The sequence below is a fragment of the Rickettsia endosymbiont of Nabis limbatus genome (assembly GCF_965196655.1).
GTDB lineage: Bacteria > Pseudomonadota > Alphaproteobacteria > Rickettsiales > Rickettsiaceae > Rickettsia.
Map to the genome: position 1 here is coordinate 669,543 of NZ_OZ239771.1, position 17,230 is coordinate 686,772.

The following is a 17,230-nucleotide window of genomic DNA, read 5'->3' on the forward strand; positions in this document are numbered from 1 at the left end:
AAATGTATGAGGACATAATGAAAAAAAATCCAAAAATCTCATTAATAGGAAGCGGTAATATAGGTGGAACGCTTGCTCATTTAATCAGTCTTAAAAATTTAGGTGATATAGTATTATTTGATGTGGCTGAAGGAATTCCGCAAGGCAAAGCTCTAGATATAATGCAAGCAAATACCTTAGCAGGTTCTGATATCAAAATTAAAGGCACAAATGACTATAAAGATATCGAAGGGTCAGACGCAATAATTATTACTGCCGGTTTGCCTAGAAAACCTGGCATGAGTAGAGACGATTTAATTAGCGTCAATACCGGTATTATGAAAAGCGTTGCAGAAAATGTTAAAAAATACGCTCCTAATGCTTTTGTAATAGTAATTACTAATCCGTTGGATGTCATGGTTTACGTGATGTTGAAAGAAAGCGGTTTGCCACATAATAAAGTTATTGGTATGGCTGGCGTACTTGATTCCTCAAGATTTAACCTTTTTCTTGCTGAGGAGTTTAAAGTGTCAACTAATAGCGTTAGCAGTATAGTTCTTGGCGGTCATGGTGATGCTATGGTACCGCTTGCTAGATACTCTACTGTCAAAGGTGTGCCTATACCTGATCTAATAAAAATGGGGTTATCAACCAACGAGCGTATCGAAAAAATAATTGATCGCACTAGAAATGGCGGTGGCGAAATCGTGGCATTACTTAAAACAGGATCAGCTTATTATGCCCCTGCTGCTTCTGCTGTAGAAATGCTTGAATCTTATTTACAAGATAAACGACAAATTCTAACCTGTGCTGCTTACTTGCAAGGTGAATATGGCGTAAAAAATTTATATGCTGGTGTACCGATTATTATAGGCAAAAACGGCATAGAGAAAGTAATCGAGCTACAACTAACTGCTGATGAGCAAGCTTTATTTGATAAGTCAATAGACGGAGTTAGAAAGTTGATTGAAGCGGTAAAGTAATTTAATTCTTAAATGATACTCCTCGCAGCAGAGCTACGAGGTATCTATCCAAAAAGTTTTAACTGTTTTTGTTGAAATGCTTTATAAGAAGGTTTGCCTGAACCTTGATTTTTTACATAATTACGTAATTTCCGCTCATCACCATGTTTACCTACTGTGCTCATAAAATATCCTTTACTCCAAAACTCACTTCCCCATAATTTTTCTTTAAGATTTGGATATTTCTTAAACATTTCCTTAGATGTAATACTTTTTATGATTTGAGTTATTTTTGTTGGGCTATACATTGGTATTGACTGTAGTAAAAAATGTACATGTTCTTTATCTACTCCTATTTCCAAAAATCTAATTTCATAACGAGCTTCTATGTCCTCACAAATTTTACATAAATAATCGTCTAGTTCCTCTTTGAATATTACTCTTCTATACTTTGCCGGTGTTACTAAATGATATATTAGTACTGTGACATTATCACTTTTATGTATATAACTGCTTTCTTCCATGCATCTAGTATATCACGAAGCAGACCTTCGGGGAATTAAACCCTAAGAGATTAAACTTTTTCCTCTTTTATAATCGCCTCTCTGTCATCCCGTGGCGGCATTGCCCGCGTGGATCAGTTTTGTCGTCTGAGCTAAGGAAATTACAAAGTAATTGTACGTACGCAATCTAGTTAAAAAATGCTAATTTATAGCATTTTTATTATTTTTTCTGGATTGCCACGCTCATTTCATTCGCGTAGCTCAGACGATTTGGTATCCACGCAATAATGCTGCCACGTTATGACACTTTACCTATCAATCCTTGCTATACAAATTCTTTCAGTGATTTCTTTTAACTTTTCTATTCGCCCAATAAGATAAAGTAGTTGTTCTTTCGTAATCTTATAATTTTTATCATACCTTGCATCAACATAAGCTTTTTGTAGAAGCGTAAAACATTCTTTCTGCTCAGAAGTTACTATAGGAAAAACTTGTAATAATTCATTGTCGTAATTTTCTGCCATACTACCTAACTTTTGTAAATTATGTAACTTAAGTTTATAATTAGAGAAAACTAGTAAGATAGTACTATACAAGCTTTCGGTAGCTTGATGCAGTAAAAAGGCTGATAAAGCATTTTCAGAATCTTTTAAATAATTTATTGCTCCTTTTAAAAATCCTTTGCCTCTTCTAAACCATTGTTCAAAATAATCTTGAGCAATTTCTTTCATTTCACTCCAAGGTAAATCTTTAGCTTCGCTTAAAACATACTCACCACTATCATATAAAAGTATTCCTTCTTTTTTGATATCAGTATAAAAATAACGCCTTTTTTCTAGCTGTCTATTTATTTCTTCTATTGATTCAAGAATTATAGATATCTCTGAATCGTATGGGATAATTTGTTTAGGGTTTATTACTCCCATCTTTACTAATCTTTTATATATACTATCTTCTAAGTTCAAAGTAGCATGACCTTTATACTTACCTTTTTTTAAAATAATCAGAATATCAGTATCGCTATGATAGCCGTTAATTAAATCACGTATCCAGTCGCCTCTAGCAAAAGAACCATATAAGATAATCATAGCAATTTTATCTTTTGCAAGCTCTAAAATTTGCTGTACTATAAAATCAAGCCTAACCTTGATTTTTTGAGAGCGTTCAGGTAATTCAGTTTTTATTTAGATATTTGTATTTTTTAATGATCCACGCAGGCAATGCCGACTTAATCGATTTTCCAAGCCTTACACAGGAACAACATTCTCCAGCCAATATTTGCTACATGCAAGGAAATTAGGATTAGCAAAGTTTTCTTTACCATAGGTAATTTCTTTGCCATCTAAATCTAAAATATTACCGCCACCAGCTTTAATTAAGGCATGACCTGCTGCTATATCCCATTCCATAGTTTGACCGAATTTAGGACAAATATCCACACTACCCTCAGCAATTAAACATAATTTAATTGAACTACCTATTGCATCTATTTTATTAAAGGAATATTTACTTAAGAATTCTTTAGTTGCTTTGTTTGAATGATAAAAGCCTATGACAGCGTTTAACTCTTTTTGTTTATGAATGATAGGAATTTCCTTGGAATGCTGCTCGATTTTTAACTGACCTTTTTCATCAGTATAATATAATTTATCTGTCTCAGGTTGATATATCAAGCCAATAGTCGGTACACCATTTTTAATTAGACCTATATTTATAGTATAAGTACTTTTGCCGTTTACATAACTTCTTGTTCCATCAATTGGATCAATTAACCAAAAAGTGTTACTGTTAAGTATTGGCAGTGGCTGTTCTTCACATACTATATCTATTTCTGGAGTTAATGCTTGCAGATTTTGATAGATTATTTTACTGATTTCTTTATCTGCATTGGTAACTACCGAGCCATCTGACTTAGTATCAATTAATATTCCTGATTTTTTTATATCTAAAGCAATTTTACCGGTATCGATAATTAAATCTTTTAAAGTATTTATTAAATTATTATTCATACTATTTATTTAACATTTTTGCAGCTACATCATCCTCTAGCCACTGTCCTGTATTTAGAAGAGTAGATTGCTGCAACTTGGCAACTTCTAAATCGGGTGATTCTTGTAATTGTTGCCATCCCAAATACTCAATTCCATAATACTCTATATCAACATTTCTTAAAAAAGAATTCATATCTTTCAAATCTTGTTTATTATTTGCAAATACTATGATTTTGCTAGGTTCTTTTGGTATAATTTTTAAAAATTCAATAAGTGACTTTACTTTATTAGTACTTCCGGTAAATATTATTCCTAAATAAAAAATAGGTGCATTTGCATCAGTTGGATCAAATCTAAATACATCTTTATCATTGACTTTACCAGTAAAATTAATACCTAATCCGTAAAGTACGGTATACAACCATACTTCATAATTTTCAATCAAATTACATGGGGTAGTTATTTCTTGAAGCCCTAAAACTGTTGCACCTTGCTTTTTCATTTGATTAATAAAATCCACCCAACCTTTTTCTACAAGCATCATTTGGCGTTGTTGCATTAATTGTGCTATAGAATTATTTACTGATGAATCATTTACCGCAAGACTATATAAGTTTTTGGTAAAATTTACATAAGGATTATTATTATAGCGAAAAAATTTTGATTTGGGCGTTATAATAGTATTATCTATATTTATTAAAACAAGGCTATCTTGGTCTATTTTGGGTAACAAATCTTTCATTGTTACAGAATTTACGGAATAAGTAGGAATTATTTCACCATAGCTTGAAATTGGCACAATTAAATAAAGTAATAAATGGAATAAAATTTTATTTACTTTGATCATAAGGGTTCTTACTTTTTACATTATTAGTTTTCAAAGGGGGGTTATTTCTTTTTATATTATTCACTTGATTAGTTAAGTCATTAATAATTACATTATAGTTTGCATTATTATCCCTACTATCTTGATTATTATAATAATATCCAATAAATAAAACAGAAGAGCTATAATTAGCTAACTGTGTTTCCATTGAACTTAATAGCTCAGTGCTACCGCTAATCATTATAAGTACTTTAGGCATAAAATTCATTTGAACAAAAAAATTAATCATAAGTTCAGCACCTGATATATTATTGCTAGTCAATATGCCCTTATAAAATACCGGATAAGTATTGGAAAAATTTTTTAAATTGTTAAAAATAATATAATTATTTTTAGGAAAACTATTTGAGAAATCGATATTAAAATTCTTTTTTAAATAATCAGCAATCCATATTTCAAACTTAGGTATATTATTAAAATTACCTGTAAACTCTCCATTTAGGGCTATTATAGGAATATTTTTATTGCTAATGTTACTTACAAAATTTGGAAAGCTAGAATCTAATAATTCCTTTTTATATTTATCATTTGTTAAAATTAATTGGTCGATATAAATACTTTTAGGGTTTTTATTCATCTTTTGTAAAGTGGGAGCTAATTTAGAATAAGCATCTTTATCGATTTGCTCACCTAAAGATAATAACGGCTTAAATAACACCTTATCCAAGTCTATTACTACTAGTAAATCCTGCGGCAAATAATTTTTATTATAATTTTCTTCAAAATCTTGTTTTATTTTATCTAAATTATTTACTTCTATATTTTCTGCTTTAACTATAGATGTGAAAAGTAGTAATAAGATAAATATATATTTTTTAAGCATTAATATACTCCAATATAATACATTGTCACCCCGTGGCGGCTTTGCCTGCGTGGATCGGAAAACGCCCTAAGGTAGTCATGCCGTGGCTTGACCACGGCATCCAGAAAATAATAAAAAATACTAATAAAATTAGTATTTTAACTGGATCTCGTGAATGAATCAAAGATGACACTAAACCGAAAAGCATATCTTAGTGTTAACATAATATCATGCTAATATCAATCCATATTAAACTATAATATGGTAAATATGTTTGGAAGTTTTTTTAGCTCGTTTGGAGGTACTATCGGAAATGCATTCGGAGGTGGTATATTTTCAAGCATAGGAAGATTTGCTGGTAAAATGCTTGGTGAGTATTTAGATCAACTAAACCATGAACCAGAAGAATATGATTATATTAAAAACTTCAAAGAAAGCTTTAAATATGTTACAGCAAGTTATGGTGAGCCTATCCCTTTGGTTTTTGGCACTACAAAAGTTAGCGGAAAAATAATCTGGGCAGATAAAATCAAAGAAATCGCAAATAGCACTCGTCATAAAGAATATTTTCCTTATTTTCATAACGTAAAATCTACCACAACTTCTACGGAATATAGTTATTTCTTTTCTTTTGCCGTTAGTATTTGTGAGGGTGAGATCACGGAAATTAAAAGGGTATGGGCAAATGATGAAATTATAAAATAAGGTAAATATAAGTTTAGATTATATAAAGGATCAGAAGAACAATTACCCGATCCCTTGATTGAAAAATGCTTAGGTAAAAATAAAACTCCTGCTTTTAGATCTCTTAGCTATGCAGTATTTGAAGAATTACCTTTAGAAGATTTTGATAATATTATTCCGAATTTCTCATTTGAAGTAACTAGGAAGCCTAATATTCATCTACCAAACAATTATGCAAAAGTCGAAAATTTAATTAGCAGTATTAGCATGATTCCAGGGTCTGGGGAATTTGTCTATGATACAGAAATTCAGTATAAAACTCAGGAAAGTTTTTTTGGTGGTGTTATTAATCATGAGGCTATTAACTCACATAATCATTATAACATTGCCGATAGCGTATATAGCCTTAATCAACTACAAACCACCTGCCCTAACATAAAATGGGTAGCACCAGTGTAGTTTCTTGGTTTGGCAATAATCTTGATATAAAGGGACTGTTGCGAGATGAGAGGGTAGCAGGTATAATAAAAAAATAAAAAATATGTTTATATGTCAGAGTATCAAATGCTAATGGTAAGTTTAGATGAGTTAGTAAATGCGGATCATCAATATCGTAAATTCAAAAGTTTATTCAAATTCAAAGCAGTTGAAGCTGAGTTATTAGCATTAGAATGCGAAGCTAATTATAAAGGATATGGTATAGAGAGGCTGTTTAAATGTTTGCTGCTACAATTTATGGAAGACTTATCTGATCGGGAATTAGAACGTTATTTAGCTGATAGCACAGCGGCGAAATGGTTTTGTAATTTTGCTCTTACAGAAAAGACACCTGATTATAGTGTATTTAGTAAAATACGTAAAAAAATAGGTACTAATTTACTATCAAAAATATTTACAAAATTCCGCGATCAACTACGAGTACAAGGCTATATGGGTGAAGTATTTACCTTTGTAGATGCTTCTCATTTAATCTCAAAAGCTAATCTCTGGGAGGAACGTGATAAACTAAGAGCACAAAAATATGATAAATTGAATAATGAGACTTTGCCTAAGGTTGCAAAGGATAAACAAGCCAAAATTGGCTGTAAGGGAGGGAATAAATTTTGGTATGGTTATAAAAAACATGTGAGTGTTGATATTCAATCAGGCATGATCAATAAGGTTGCAGTTACCCCTGCAAATGTTACCGATAGCAAAGGTTTTAAGCATGTTATGCCAAGTTCTGGTGCTACATATGTTGATAAAGGTTATTGTACAATCTCTACCAAGAATGCAGCAGCTAAAAAGGGAGTCCATCTTTGTGCAATAAAGAAAAATAATATGAAAGATAAGAATTTTGACCTTGATAAATATTATACGAAAATCAGAGCACCTTTCGAGATGGTATTTTCAAAAGATAATAAGCGGGTTAGATATATAGGAATTGCCAAAAATCAATTCTCCGAATTTATGAATGCCATATGTTTTAATTTAAAACGATTAGTGGTTTTAACAACTTTAATGGCTTAAAGAAATTTATTAATAAAAATTCTAACTCTGTAAACAAATCTCTATTAAATTACTACACTATTGAATAACATTTATCTCTATATTAAACAGAATTTCTTTTTTAAAATATTTATTACCTCCTTTCCTCTTATTTTACTATCAAAAATTATCTTTCAACGACCCCATAAACTATTGTAGTATAAAACCTGCTGTAGAATTTAACGACCCCCTAACCCCATACTCATCTACTTGGCAAGTTAGTCATTATAATAGAGAAAATGCTAAAATTATATCTAAGGATGAATATGAAAGCCCTAACTATGGTGGTAGTGTTAATGACGCTAGCTTAGTGCGTTACCTCAAAGAGCTGAAAAAACGTAATTTAAAAATTATGTTGTATCCGATGTTTTTTATGGATTTACCCGGTAAGCCTTGGCGTGGACATGTTAGCGGCTCTACGGACGCAGTAAGTAATTTTTTTCATAAAACTGATGGTTATAATAACTTTATTCTTCATTATGCTCGTTTAGTGAGAGATTATGTAACGCGAGTTTCGAATTAATATAGCATAGGATTTAGCATATCAAGAGAGATGTAATAGAAGGTTTATTATCAGACATTTGATAATTTATCAGTGCTGCAACCATATGCACAAAGGCATTTGTAACTGATCTATGCCTTGAATGCTCAAACTTCCCCAATAGTTTAATTTTACTAAACACAGATTCTATTAATGCTCTTTTAAGCAATAATATTTTATCCAACATAGACATAAGTTTATTTTTCATATTTTTCTTTACCCTAGTTACCATAAAAATTCCTTGCTCTAAAAGTTGTTGAAATAATTGTTGTGAAATATAACCACGATCTCCGAATACTTTACCAAAAAGATTTTTGATCATCAGTTCCAGCTGTTTTCTATCATCCTTATTGCCAGGGCTAAAAGATGCTTTAACTATACCACCGGCTCTATTAATTATTAGATGTAGTTTAAGTCCATAGAACCAACCTTTTGTTGTCTTACTGCGTGCTGCTATGCCGGCGAACACTTTATTCATTGAAATACGGTATCTCTTACATACCTCTATACTACTTGAATCTACAAAAGAAAGGCCATCACACTGATCCAAAATAGAATTGAATATCAGTACTAATAGTGGTAAATGTGGACCTATTATTTTTATAAATTGACTATAGCTTACTAATTGAAAATCTCTTTGATGATAAATCCATATTTGCTTCAGATAATAATTCTTAAAACAATCATAAGATGACTGCCAGTAGCCTATTATAATTGTTATTACCTCACTTCTGTTAAGTCGACTTTTAGGACCAGATTTGTTGTTATGGTTAGTAATTGAATTTGTATGCTTGTCTAATTCTTGAAAAAAATCATCGACGTAACAAAATATTTCTGTAAAATCCATTATCATAGGTTATTGCTCTTAAAGTTTTTTCAATAACCTATAAACTTTTTTCTTATACTATAAATACCATATTTTAATTAGCAATTTGTATTTTGTACTCACTTTATAACAAAAACAGTATTATCAATATCCCCGTAACCCACTGTTTATCAGCTATACAGCGACTTTTTGAATACGAAACTCGCGTTATGTAGATGCCTTTATAATCGGCTCGGAACTAATTGGCATCACTTCTATAAGAGACTCAGCAAATAACTTTCCAGCAGTTAATGAACTGTACAATCTTGCTCGTTTAGTAAAAGAAATAGTAGGCAATAATGTACAAGTTACTTATGCAGCCGATTGGTCGGAATATCACCATACTAGCGGTGGGTGGTACAATCTAGACCCACTATTTGCCTCTTCTTACATTGATTTCGTCGGGATAGACGCTTATTTCCCTTTAACTAGTTCCTTTAAGCTCTAGAATTACAAAAGAGGATATTATTAAAGGTTGCCATAGCGGTGAGGGGTATGATTACTATTTAGATGGCAGCGGTAATAAACAAGCTTTATCGGCTGCATATGCTTGGAAGAATGTAGAATATTGGTGGGAAAATCATCACTATAACCCTGATGGGAATAAAACAGTATGGCAACCAAAAATGAAAAAAATTTGGAAAAACTTACGCTATGTTTGGTTCTAAATATCGTAAAGATGGAGAACGAAGCTGTTGTTGCATATAGTCATCTAAAAGCCCTAACTTTATTTGGTAGACCGTTTTACCTATTTTATTTGCAGTTCTTTTGAGAAAAGCCCAAACTAGAAATGCACAACTAATGTGATTACGTTGGATACGCTGTTTTCTGCATTGGCAACGTTCTATACCAGTCAGTTGCTTAATTTTTCTATGCATGCTCTCAATTACCCATCGCAAGCCAAACTCATCTTGTGCAGCTTTAGAAGATTTTTGAGTTTTGTTATTGGTAACAACATAATCAACTCTGTTGGTAGAAACAGTAAATTTAAACAAATTAACATGCTTATTTTTGGCAAATCCTTTTATATGAATCTCCATTCCATTCTTAATTTCTTCATCTGAAAACGTCAACTTGCTAACAGCTTTATAAGGCTCGTAATCACACGTTTTACTAACATTTCTATTGGCTTTAATAGGGGCATAATAATATTTGCCCAAGGAGTCAACATGTTGCATAATTTTGTGTGTAGCATACCATGTGTCAAAAAGTACAGTTTGAAAAGGAATCTTTTTACTATAAACAGCATTATTGAACATCTTTAGTAGGTGATCTAGTTTCGTCGCTCCATCATGATCAGGTGAAAAAATGCGATAATCTATTACCCAAAACTTATCAATATCGGGGTTATAATATACAAGACTCACTACTCCTATACCGGTAGTAACTCCACCTGTAGCTCCACTATACTGCGATCTAGCAACCTCTATTTTCTTTGTGTTCCTTTTGTTTAACACCGTATCATCAAATATTGTATATCCGTTAGATGAAAAGATAACATCATTCTTAATGTGTTCCCATAACAAAGAAGGAGTATATTTTTCATTTTCTAAAAATCTATTAATAACATCATGGCTACATTTCTTGGCATGTTCAGCGTAGTAGGTTAAACTATAATTCTTTTGGCTAATTGTTAAAAATTGACAGTAATCTGTTCTAATGATACTCCTCGCAGCAGAGCTACGAGGTATCTATCCAAAAAGTTTTAACTGTTTTTGTTGAAATGCTTTATAAGAAGGTTTGCCTGAACCTTGATTTTTTACATAATTACGTAATTTCCGCTCATCACCATGTTTACATACTGTGCTCATAAAATATCCTTTACTCCAAAACTCACTTCCCCATAATTTTTCTTTAAGATTTGGATATTTCTTAACGCGAGTTTCGAATTAATATAGCATAGGATTTAGCATATCAAGAGAGATGTAATAGAAGGTTTATTATCAGACATTTGATAATTTATCAGTGCTGCAACCATATGCACAAAGGCATTTGTAACTGATCTATGCCTTGAATGCTCAAACTTCCCCAATAGTTTAATTTTACTAAACACAGATTCTATTAATGCTCTTTTAAGCAATAATATTTTATCCAACATAGACATAAGTTTATTTTTCATATTTTTCTTTACCCTAGTTACCATAAAAATTCCTTGCTCTAAAAGTTGTTGAAATAATTGTTGTGAAATATAACCACGATCTCCGAATACTTTACCAAAAAGATTTTTGATCATCAGTTCCAGCTGTTTTCTATCATCCTTATTGCCAGGGCTAAAAGATGCTTTAACTATACCACCGGCTCTATTAATTATTAGATGTAGTTTAAGTCCATAGAACCAACCTTTTGTTGTCTTACTGCGTGCTGCTATGCCGGCGAACACTTTATTCATTGAAATACGGTATCTCTTACATACCTCTATACTACTTGAATCTACAAAAGAAAGGCCATCACACTGATCCAAAATAGAATTGAATATCAGTACTAATAGTGGTAAATGTGGACCTATTATTTTTATAAATTGACTATAGCTTACTAATTGAAAATCTCTTTGATGATAAATCCATATTTGCTTCAGATAATAATTCTTAAAACAATCATAAGATGACTGCCAGTAGCCTATTATAATTGTTATTACCTCACTTCTGTTAAGTCGACTTTTAGGACCAGATTTGTTGTTATGGTTAGTAATTGAATTTGTATGCTTGTCTAATTCTTGAAAAAAATCATCGACGTAACAAAATATTTCTGTAAAATCCATTATCATAGGTTATTGCTCTTAAAGTTTTTTCAATAACCTATAAACTTTTTTCTTATACTATAAATACCATATTTTAATTAGCAATTTGTATTTTGTACTCACTTTATAACAAAAACAGTATTATCAATATCCCCGTAACCCACTGTTTATCAGCTATACAGCGACTTTTTGAATACGAAACTCGCGTTTAGTAATACCGGCAAAGTATAGAAGAGTAATATTCAATGAGGAACTAGACGATTATTTATGTAAAATTTGTGAGGACATAGAAGCTCGTTATGAAATTAGATTTTTGGAAATAGGAGTAGATAAAGAACATGTACATTTTTTACTACAGTCAATACCAATGTATAGCCCAACAAAAATAACTCAAATCATAAAAAGTATTACATCTAAGGAAATGTTTAAGAAATATCCAAATCTTAAAGAAAAATTATGGGGAAGTGAGTTTTGGAGTAAAGGATATTTTATGAGCACAGTAGGTAAACATGGTGATGAGCGGAAATTACGTAATTATGTAAAAAATCAAGGTTCAGACAAACCTTCTTATAAAGCATTTCAACAAAAACAGTTAAAACTTTTTGGATAGATACCTCGTAGCTCTGCTGCGAGGAGTATCATTTAAAAAAGATATAGAATCTTGTTACAATGACTAAAGACAGTATTACCCGCACTTTTCATGACGGGTAACACTTTAGTAATTATTTTCCTTTTTCTACACCTGGTTTACAGAGTAGTTTACCTAAGCATAAAAATGAATATATTCCACAAAAACCAATAATTATATAAAGTAACTTAACAACAATTGGAAAAGAACCGAATAAAAGTGTTACTAAGTTAAAATTGAATAATCCAATTAGTCCCCAATTTATAGCACCTATAGAGGCACCGTCAAGTTAAGAGAGATGTAAATTAAGTATTGAGCAAATGCATGGAATAATTTATAGAATAGCAGTAACCATTTATCTCTAAATTTCACCATTATGCGTATTACTCAAGCTCCGAAGAGACATCGTTTTCCAGCAAGCATCATTAGCCATGCAGTATGGTTATATCATCGTTTTAATAGTAGCTACCGAGATGTTCAAGAACAGATGGCATATCGAGGTATTATTTTGAGTCATGAGACAGTAAGATTTTGGTGCAATAAATTTGCAGTTTATTTTCAAGATGTTATCAGAAGGAGAGAGCGGAAGCCAACTGATAAATGGCATTAAGATAAAATGAACATTAAGAATGATACTCCTCGCAGCAGAGCTACGAGGTATAGCTTAATGCGATAAGATAGTGACTTAGAGTATGAGTTAGATTATACTAAATGAAAAACTTATGGCAAAGGCATATTCATACGATTTAAGAATACGAGTAATAAAAAGTTTAACAGATGGTAAAACAATAAAAGAGACTTCTGAGATATACTCTATTAGTAGGAAGACTATAATAGAATGGAAAAAATTAAAGAAACAAACCGGCGATATCAAAGCAAAGAGTGGTTATCATACAGGACATCGTAGAATAATAAACGCGAGTTTCGAATTAATATAGCATAGGATTTAGCATATCAAGAGAGATGTAATAGAAGGTTTATTATCAGACATTTGATAATTTATCAGTGCTGCAACCATATGCACAAAGGCATTTGTAACTGATCTATGCCTTGAATGCTCAAACTTCCCCAATAGTTTAATTTTACTAAACACAGATTCTATTAATGCTCTTTTAAGCAATAATATTTTATCCAACATAGACATAAGTTTATTTTTCATATTTTTCTTTACCCTAGTTACCATAAAAATTCCTTGCTCTAAAAGTTGTTGAAATAATTGTTGTGAAATATAACCACGATCTCCGAATACTTTACCAAAAAGATTTTTGATCATCAGTTCCAGCTGTTTTCTATCATCCTTATTGCCAGGGCTAAAAGATGCTTTAACTATACCACCGGCTCTATTAATTATTAGATGTAGTTTAAGTCCATAGAACCAACCTTTTGTTGTCTTACTGCGTGCTGCTATGCCGGCGAACACTTTATTCATTGAAATACGGTATCTCTTACATACCTTATACTACTTGAATCTACAAAAGAAAGGCCATCACACTGATCCAAAATAGAATTAAATATCAGTACTAATAGTGGTAAATGTGGACCTATTATTTTTATAAATTGACTATAGCTTACTAATTGAAAATCTCTTTGATGATAAATCCATATTTGCTTCAGATAATAATTCTTAAAACAATCATAAGATGACTGCCAGTAGCCTATTATAATTGTTATTACCTCACTTCTGTTAAGTCGACTTTTAGGACCAGATTTGTTGTTATGGTTAGTAATTGAATTTGTATGCTTGTCTAATTCTTGAAAAAAATCATCGACGTAACAAAATATTTCTGTAAAATCCATTATCATAGGTTATTGCTCTTAAAGTTTTTTCAATAACCTATAAACTTTTTTCTTATACTATAAATACCATATTTTAATTAGCAATTTGTATTTTGTACTCACTTTATAACAAAAACAGTATTATCAATATCCCCGTAACCCACTGTTTATCAGCTATACAGCGACTTTTTGAATACGAAACTCGCGTTTCTTAAACATTTCCTTAGATGTAATACTTTTTATGATTTGAGTTATTTTTGTTGGGCTATACATTGGTATTGACTGTAGTAAAAAATGTACATGTTCTTTATCTACTCCTATTTCCAAAAATCTAATTTCATAACGAGCTTCTATGTCCTCACAAATTTTACATAAATAATCGTCTAGTTCCTCATTGAATATTACTCTTCTATACTTTGCCGGTGTTACTAAATGATATATTAGTACTGTGACATTATCACTTTTATGTATATAACTGCTTTCTTCCATGCATCTAGTATACGCGAGTTTCGAATTAATATAGCATAGGATTTAGCATATCAAGAGAGATGTAATAGAAGGTTTATTATCAGACATTTGATAATTTATCAGTGCTGCAACCATATGCACAAAGGCATTTGTAACTGATCTATGCCTTGAATGCTCAAACTTCCCCAATAGTTTAATTTTACTAAACACAGATTCTATTAATGCTCTTTTAAGCAATAATATTTTATCCAACATAGACATAAGTTTATTTTTCATATTTTTCTTTACCCTAGTTACCATAAAAATTCCTTGCTCTAAAAGTTGTTGAAATAATTGTTGTGAAATATAACCACGATCTCCGAATACTTTACCAAAAAGATTTTTGATCATCAGTTCCAGCTGTTTTCTATCATCCTTATTGCCAGGGCTAAAAGATGCTTTAACTATACCACCGGCTCTATTAATTATTAGATGTAGTTTAAGTCCATAGAACCAACCTTTTGTTGTCTTACTGCGTGCTGCTATGCCGGCGAACACTTTATTCATTGAAATACGGTATCTCTTACATACCTCTATACTACTTGAATCTACAAAAGAAAGGCCATCACACTGATCCAAAATAGAATTAAATATCAGTACTAATAGTGGTAAATGTGGACCTATTATTTTTATAAATTGACTATAGCTTACTAATTGAAAATCTCTTTGATGATAAATCCATATTTGCTTCAGATAATAATTCTTAAAACAATCATAAGATGACTGCCAGTAGCCTATTATAATTGTTATTACCTCACTTCTGTTAAGTCGACTTTTAGGACCAGATTTGTTGTTATGGTTAGTAATTGAATTTGTATGCTTGTCTAATTCTTGAAAAAAATCATCGACGTAACAAAATATTTCTGTAAAATCCATTATCATAGGTTATTGCTCTTAAAGTTTTTTCAATAACCTATAAACTTTTTTCTTATACTATAAATACCATATTTTAATTAGCAATTTGTATTTTGTACTCACTTTATAACAAAAACAGTATTATCAATATCCCCGTAACCCACTGTTTATCAGCTATACAGCGACTTTTTGAATACGAAACTCGCGTTAGTATATCACGAAGCAGACCTTCGGGGAATTAAACCCTAAGAGATTAATTGGTATTGCTTGCAATCTGTTCCTCTTTGACATGTTTAATTATTCTTACAATAATTTATCACTCTTCCACTCATAGCGTAAGTTTTGCAATATTTGATGATACGGTGTTAAACAAAAGGAACACAAAGAAAATAGAGGTTGCTAGATCGCAGTATAGTGGAGCTACAGGTGGAGTTACTACCGGTATAGGAGTAGTGAGTCTTGTATATTATAACCCCGATATTGATAAGTTTTGGGTAATAGATTATCGCATTTTTTCACCTGATCATGATGGAGCGACGAAACTAGATCACCTACTAAAGATGTTCAATAATGCTGTTTATAGTAAAAAGATTCCTTTTCAAACTGTACTTTTTGACACATGGTATGCTACACACAAAATTATGCAACATGTTGACTCCTTGGGCAAATATTATTATGCCCCTATTAAAGCCAATAGAAATGTTAGTAAAACGTGTGATTACGAGCCTTATAAAGCTGTTAGCAAGTTGACGTTTTCAGATGAAGAAATTAAGAATGGAATGGAGATTCATATAAAAGGATTTGCCAAAAATAAGCATGTTAATTTGTTTAAATTTACTGTTTCTACCAACAGAGTTGATTATGTTGTTACCAATAACAAAACTCAAAAATCTTCTAAAGCTGCACAAGATGAGTTTGGCTTGCGATGGGTAATTGAGAGCATGCATAGAAAAATTAAGCAACTGACTGGTATAGAACGTTGCCAATGCAGAAAACAGCGTATCCAACGTAATCACATTAGTTGTGCATTTCTAGTTTGGGCTTTTCTCAAAAGAACTGCAAATAAAATAGGTAAAACGGTCTACCAAATAAAGTTAGGGCTTTTAGATGACTATATGCAACAACAGCTTCGTTCTCCATCTTTACGATATTTAGAACCAAACATAGCGTAAGTTTTGATAGCTTAATTAATACTGTGTCGTATCGTTTTTGTTTAACTAATATATTCAGGCTTTCTTCAGCACTAATTTTTCCATAAGGTTTAACTCTGGTTAAGCCCTCTACATGCTTTGCAACTTCTTCCCCAAAGATTTCAGTAATCATTTTTTCAGTAAGTTCTGTATCTTCAATAGTATCATGAAGCAGTGCTGCTTGCATCATTGCAGATGTGTAAAGCTTTGGTATTTCTATGGCTGTAAACTCTACCACCATAATTGCCTCTTCAATTGGATGAGAATAGTACGGATCGCCTGATTTACGCATTTGGATACCATGGTATTTACGGGCGTAATATATTCCTTTTTTGATTTCTTCTAAATTTATTGGATTTACCACTTTAGTATTTAAATAGTGAAGTTTATCGAGAAGTTTTTTAGCATAAATGCATTCTTCAAACCTTTCTTTCCAAGAGCTTAAATCTTCCATAAAAGTTTATTTTTAGTTAGTTGAAACAATTTTTGTAGCAGCTTATATTCAAAGTTAAAAGTTATAATAATAAATATTTTTTAAACTTTATGTTGCAAAATTCAGTCATAACTTACTTATAGAAAAGAATTAAAAAAATACACTTCACTTAAAACTAATATAACAAAACTTGACAAAAGCCTTGCTTGAGTCTAATTTATATCATGGGAAATTCATATTACGTATCCAGAAAAATAATAAAAAATGCTATACATTTTACTGGATTGCTTTGTCGAAACTTTCAGTTTCTTCTTGCAATGACGGGAAAAAGCAATCCATGTGAGCAACGCATTACGTACCATTA

The 17,230-nt window shown here is 31.4% G+C and carries 18 protein-coding genes and 5 pseudogenes; 9 read left to right on the plus strand and 14 right to left on the minus strand.

Annotated elements, in window-relative coordinates; translation table 11 throughout:
• The first annotated feature begins 17 nt into the window (after positions 1-17).
• Positions 18-962: a malate dehydrogenase gene (mdh, locus tag ACOAL3_RS03895; protein ID WP_419235436.1), complete on the plus strand. Its 945-nt coding sequence runs from the start codon at positions 18-20 to the stop codon at positions 960-962.
• A gap of 44 nt (positions 963-1,006) precedes the next feature.
• Here mdh and tnpA (ACOAL3_RS03900) read toward each other — a convergent pair whose 3' ends face one another.
• The 5 genes from tnpA (ACOAL3_RS03900) to ACOAL3_RS03920 all read right to left on the minus strand — a co-directional run bounded on the left by tnpA (ACOAL3_RS03900) (position 1,007) and on the right by ACOAL3_RS03920 (position 5,144).
• The gene (gene tnpA / locus ACOAL3_RS03900) at positions 1,007-1,465 is read right to left on the minus strand and encodes an IS200/IS605 family transposase (RefSeq protein ID WP_419234618.1); all 459 of its coding nucleotides are present in this window, start codon (positions 1,463-1,465) and stop codon (positions 1,007-1,009) included.
• 287 nt (positions 1,466-1,752) lie between these two features.
• Positions 1,753-2,532: a HEPN domain-containing protein gene (locus ACOAL3_RS03905; protein WP_419235437.1), complete on the minus strand. Its 780-nt coding sequence runs from the start codon at positions 2,530-2,532 to the stop codon at positions 1,753-1,755.
• 159 nt (positions 2,533-2,691) lie between these two features.
• On the minus strand, positions 2,692-3,453 hold the full coding sequence (locus ACOAL3_RS03910; RefSeq protein WP_419235438.1) for a 3'(2'),5'-bisphosphate nucleotidase CysQ family protein: 762 nt from the start codon (positions 3,451-3,453) through the stop codon (positions 2,692-2,694).
• Between the two features lies 1 nt (position 3,454).
• Complete coding sequence (locus ACOAL3_RS03915) at positions 3,455-4,282, minus strand: DUF2608 domain-containing protein (protein WP_395476249.1); 828 nt, start codon at positions 4,280-4,282, stop codon at positions 3,455-3,457.
• Positions 4,266-5,144 (minus strand): DUF2608 domain-containing protein, encoded by an 879-nt coding sequence (locus ACOAL3_RS03920; RefSeq protein WP_419235439.1) that lies wholly within the window; start codon positions 5,142-5,144, stop codon positions 4,266-4,268. The genes ACOAL3_RS03915 and ACOAL3_RS03920 overlap by 17 nt, the downstream gene beginning before the upstream one ends.
• A 249-nt stretch (positions 5,145-5,393) precedes the next feature.
• Here ACOAL3_RS03920 and ACOAL3_RS03925 point away from each other — a divergent pair.
• From ACOAL3_RS03925 to ACOAL3_RS03935, 3 genes and pseudogenes are all read left to right on the plus strand, one after another.
• Positions 5,394-5,639, plus strand: a pseudogene (locus ACOAL3_RS03925) (hypothetical protein); the annotation flags it as partial.
• Positions 5,640-5,882: 243 nt separating this feature from the next.
• Positions 5,883-6,266: a hypothetical protein gene (locus tag ACOAL3_RS03930; protein WP_419235440.1), complete on the plus strand. Its 384-nt coding sequence runs from the start codon at positions 5,883-5,885 to the stop codon at positions 6,264-6,266.
• A 90-nt stretch (positions 6,267-6,356) separates the two neighbouring features.
• Positions 6,357-7,316 carry a transposase gene (locus tag ACOAL3_RS03935; RefSeq protein WP_419234543.1) on the plus strand — a complete coding sequence of 320 codons (960 nt, stop codon included), beginning with the start codon at positions 6,357-6,359 and terminating at the stop codon, positions 7,314-7,316.
• A 554-nt stretch (positions 7,317-7,870) separates the two neighbouring features.
• Here the strand turns inward: ACOAL3_RS03935 and ACOAL3_RS03940 are convergent.
• Entirely contained in the window at positions 7,871-8,728 is an 858-nt protein-coding gene (locus ACOAL3_RS03940; protein ID WP_419234519.1) for an IS982 family transposase, read from the minus strand.
• A 229-nt stretch (positions 8,729-8,957) separates the two neighbouring features.
• On the opposite strand from ACOAL3_RS03940, the gene ACOAL3_RS03945 reads away from it, so the two are divergent.
• Positions 8,958-9,188, plus strand: coding sequence for a baseplate megatron protein TIM-barrel domain-containing protein (locus ACOAL3_RS03945; RefSeq protein WP_419235592.1), 231 nt, complete (start codon positions 8,958-8,960; stop codon positions 9,186-9,188).
• 199 nt (positions 9,189-9,387) lie between these two features.
• Here the strand turns inward: ACOAL3_RS03945 and ACOAL3_RS03950 are convergent, their stop codons facing one another.
• From ACOAL3_RS03950 to ACOAL3_RS03960, 3 genes and pseudogenes are all read right to left on the minus strand, one after another.
• A complete protein-coding gene (locus ACOAL3_RS03950) occupies positions 9,388-10,404 on the minus strand; it encodes an IS701 family transposase (protein WP_473198141.1) in 1,017 nt (338 codons plus the stop codon).
• A 27-nt stretch (positions 10,405-10,431) separates the two neighbouring features.
• Positions 10,432-10,557 (minus strand): annotated as a pseudogene (locus ACOAL3_RS03955) (IS200/IS605 family transposase); the annotation flags it as partial.
• An 89-nt stretch (positions 10,558-10,646) separates the two neighbouring features.
• Complete coding sequence (locus ACOAL3_RS03960; protein ID WP_419234519.1) at positions 10,647-11,504, minus strand: IS982 family transposase; 858 nt, start codon at positions 11,502-11,504, stop codon at positions 10,647-10,649.
• Positions 11,505-11,670: 166 nt separating this feature from the next.
• On the opposite strand from ACOAL3_RS03960, the gene tnpA (ACOAL3_RS03965) reads away from it, so the two are divergent.
• On the plus strand, positions 11,671-12,087 hold the full coding sequence (gene tnpA, locus ACOAL3_RS03965) for an IS200/IS605 family transposase (RefSeq protein WP_419235593.1): 417 nt from the start codon (positions 11,671-11,673) through the stop codon (positions 12,085-12,087).
• A 112-nt stretch (positions 12,088-12,199) separates the two neighbouring features.
• Here the strand turns inward: tnpA (ACOAL3_RS03965) and ACOAL3_RS03970 are convergent, their stop codons facing one another.
• A complete protein-coding gene (locus tag ACOAL3_RS03970) occupies positions 12,200-12,379 on the minus strand; it encodes a DUF378 domain-containing protein (protein WP_419235594.1) in 180 nt (59 codons plus the stop codon).
• Positions 12,380-12,481: 102 nt separating this feature from the next.
• Between ACOAL3_RS03970 and ACOAL3_RS03975 the strand changes: the two genes are divergently transcribed.
• A complete protein-coding gene (locus ACOAL3_RS03975) occupies positions 12,482-12,715 on the plus strand; it encodes a hypothetical protein (RefSeq protein ID WP_419235165.1) in 234 nt (77 codons plus the stop codon).
• A 112-nt stretch (positions 12,716-12,827) separates the two neighbouring features.
• Complete coding sequence (locus tag ACOAL3_RS03980) at positions 12,828-13,043, plus strand: IS630 transposase-related protein (RefSeq protein WP_419235164.1); 216 nt, start codon at positions 12,828-12,830, stop codon at positions 13,041-13,043.
• 8 nt (positions 13,044-13,051) lie between these two features.
• Here ACOAL3_RS03980 and ACOAL3_RS03985 read toward each other — a convergent pair.
• From ACOAL3_RS03985 to ACOAL3_RS03995, 3 genes and pseudogenes are all read right to left on the minus strand, one after another.
• Positions 13,052-13,908: pseudogene (locus ACOAL3_RS03985) on the minus strand (IS982 family transposase).
• Between the two features lie 183 nt (positions 13,909-14,091).
• Positions 14,092-14,370 (minus strand): annotated as a pseudogene (gene tnpA / locus ACOAL3_RS03990) (IS200/IS605 family transposase); the annotation flags it as partial.
• Between the two features lie 42 nt (positions 14,371-14,412).
• Positions 14,413-15,270 carry an IS982 family transposase gene (locus ACOAL3_RS03995; protein WP_419234519.1) on the minus strand — a complete coding sequence of 286 codons (858 nt, stop codon included), beginning with the start codon at positions 15,268-15,270 and terminating at the stop codon, positions 14,413-14,415.
• A 335-nt stretch (positions 15,271-15,605) separates the two neighbouring features.
• Between ACOAL3_RS03995 and ACOAL3_RS10915 the strand changes: the two are divergent.
• Positions 15,606-16,322: pseudogene (locus tag ACOAL3_RS10915) on the plus strand (transposase); the annotation flags it as partial.
• Here ACOAL3_RS10915 and ACOAL3_RS04005 read toward each other — a convergent pair.
• Positions 16,291-16,887, minus strand: coding sequence for an HD domain-containing protein (locus ACOAL3_RS04005; protein WP_419235441.1), 597 nt, complete (start codon positions 16,885-16,887; stop codon positions 16,291-16,293). The pseudogene ACOAL3_RS10915 and the gene ACOAL3_RS04005 sit on opposite strands and share 32 nt — an antisense overlap.
• Positions 16,888-17,230 lie beyond the last annotated feature (343 nt).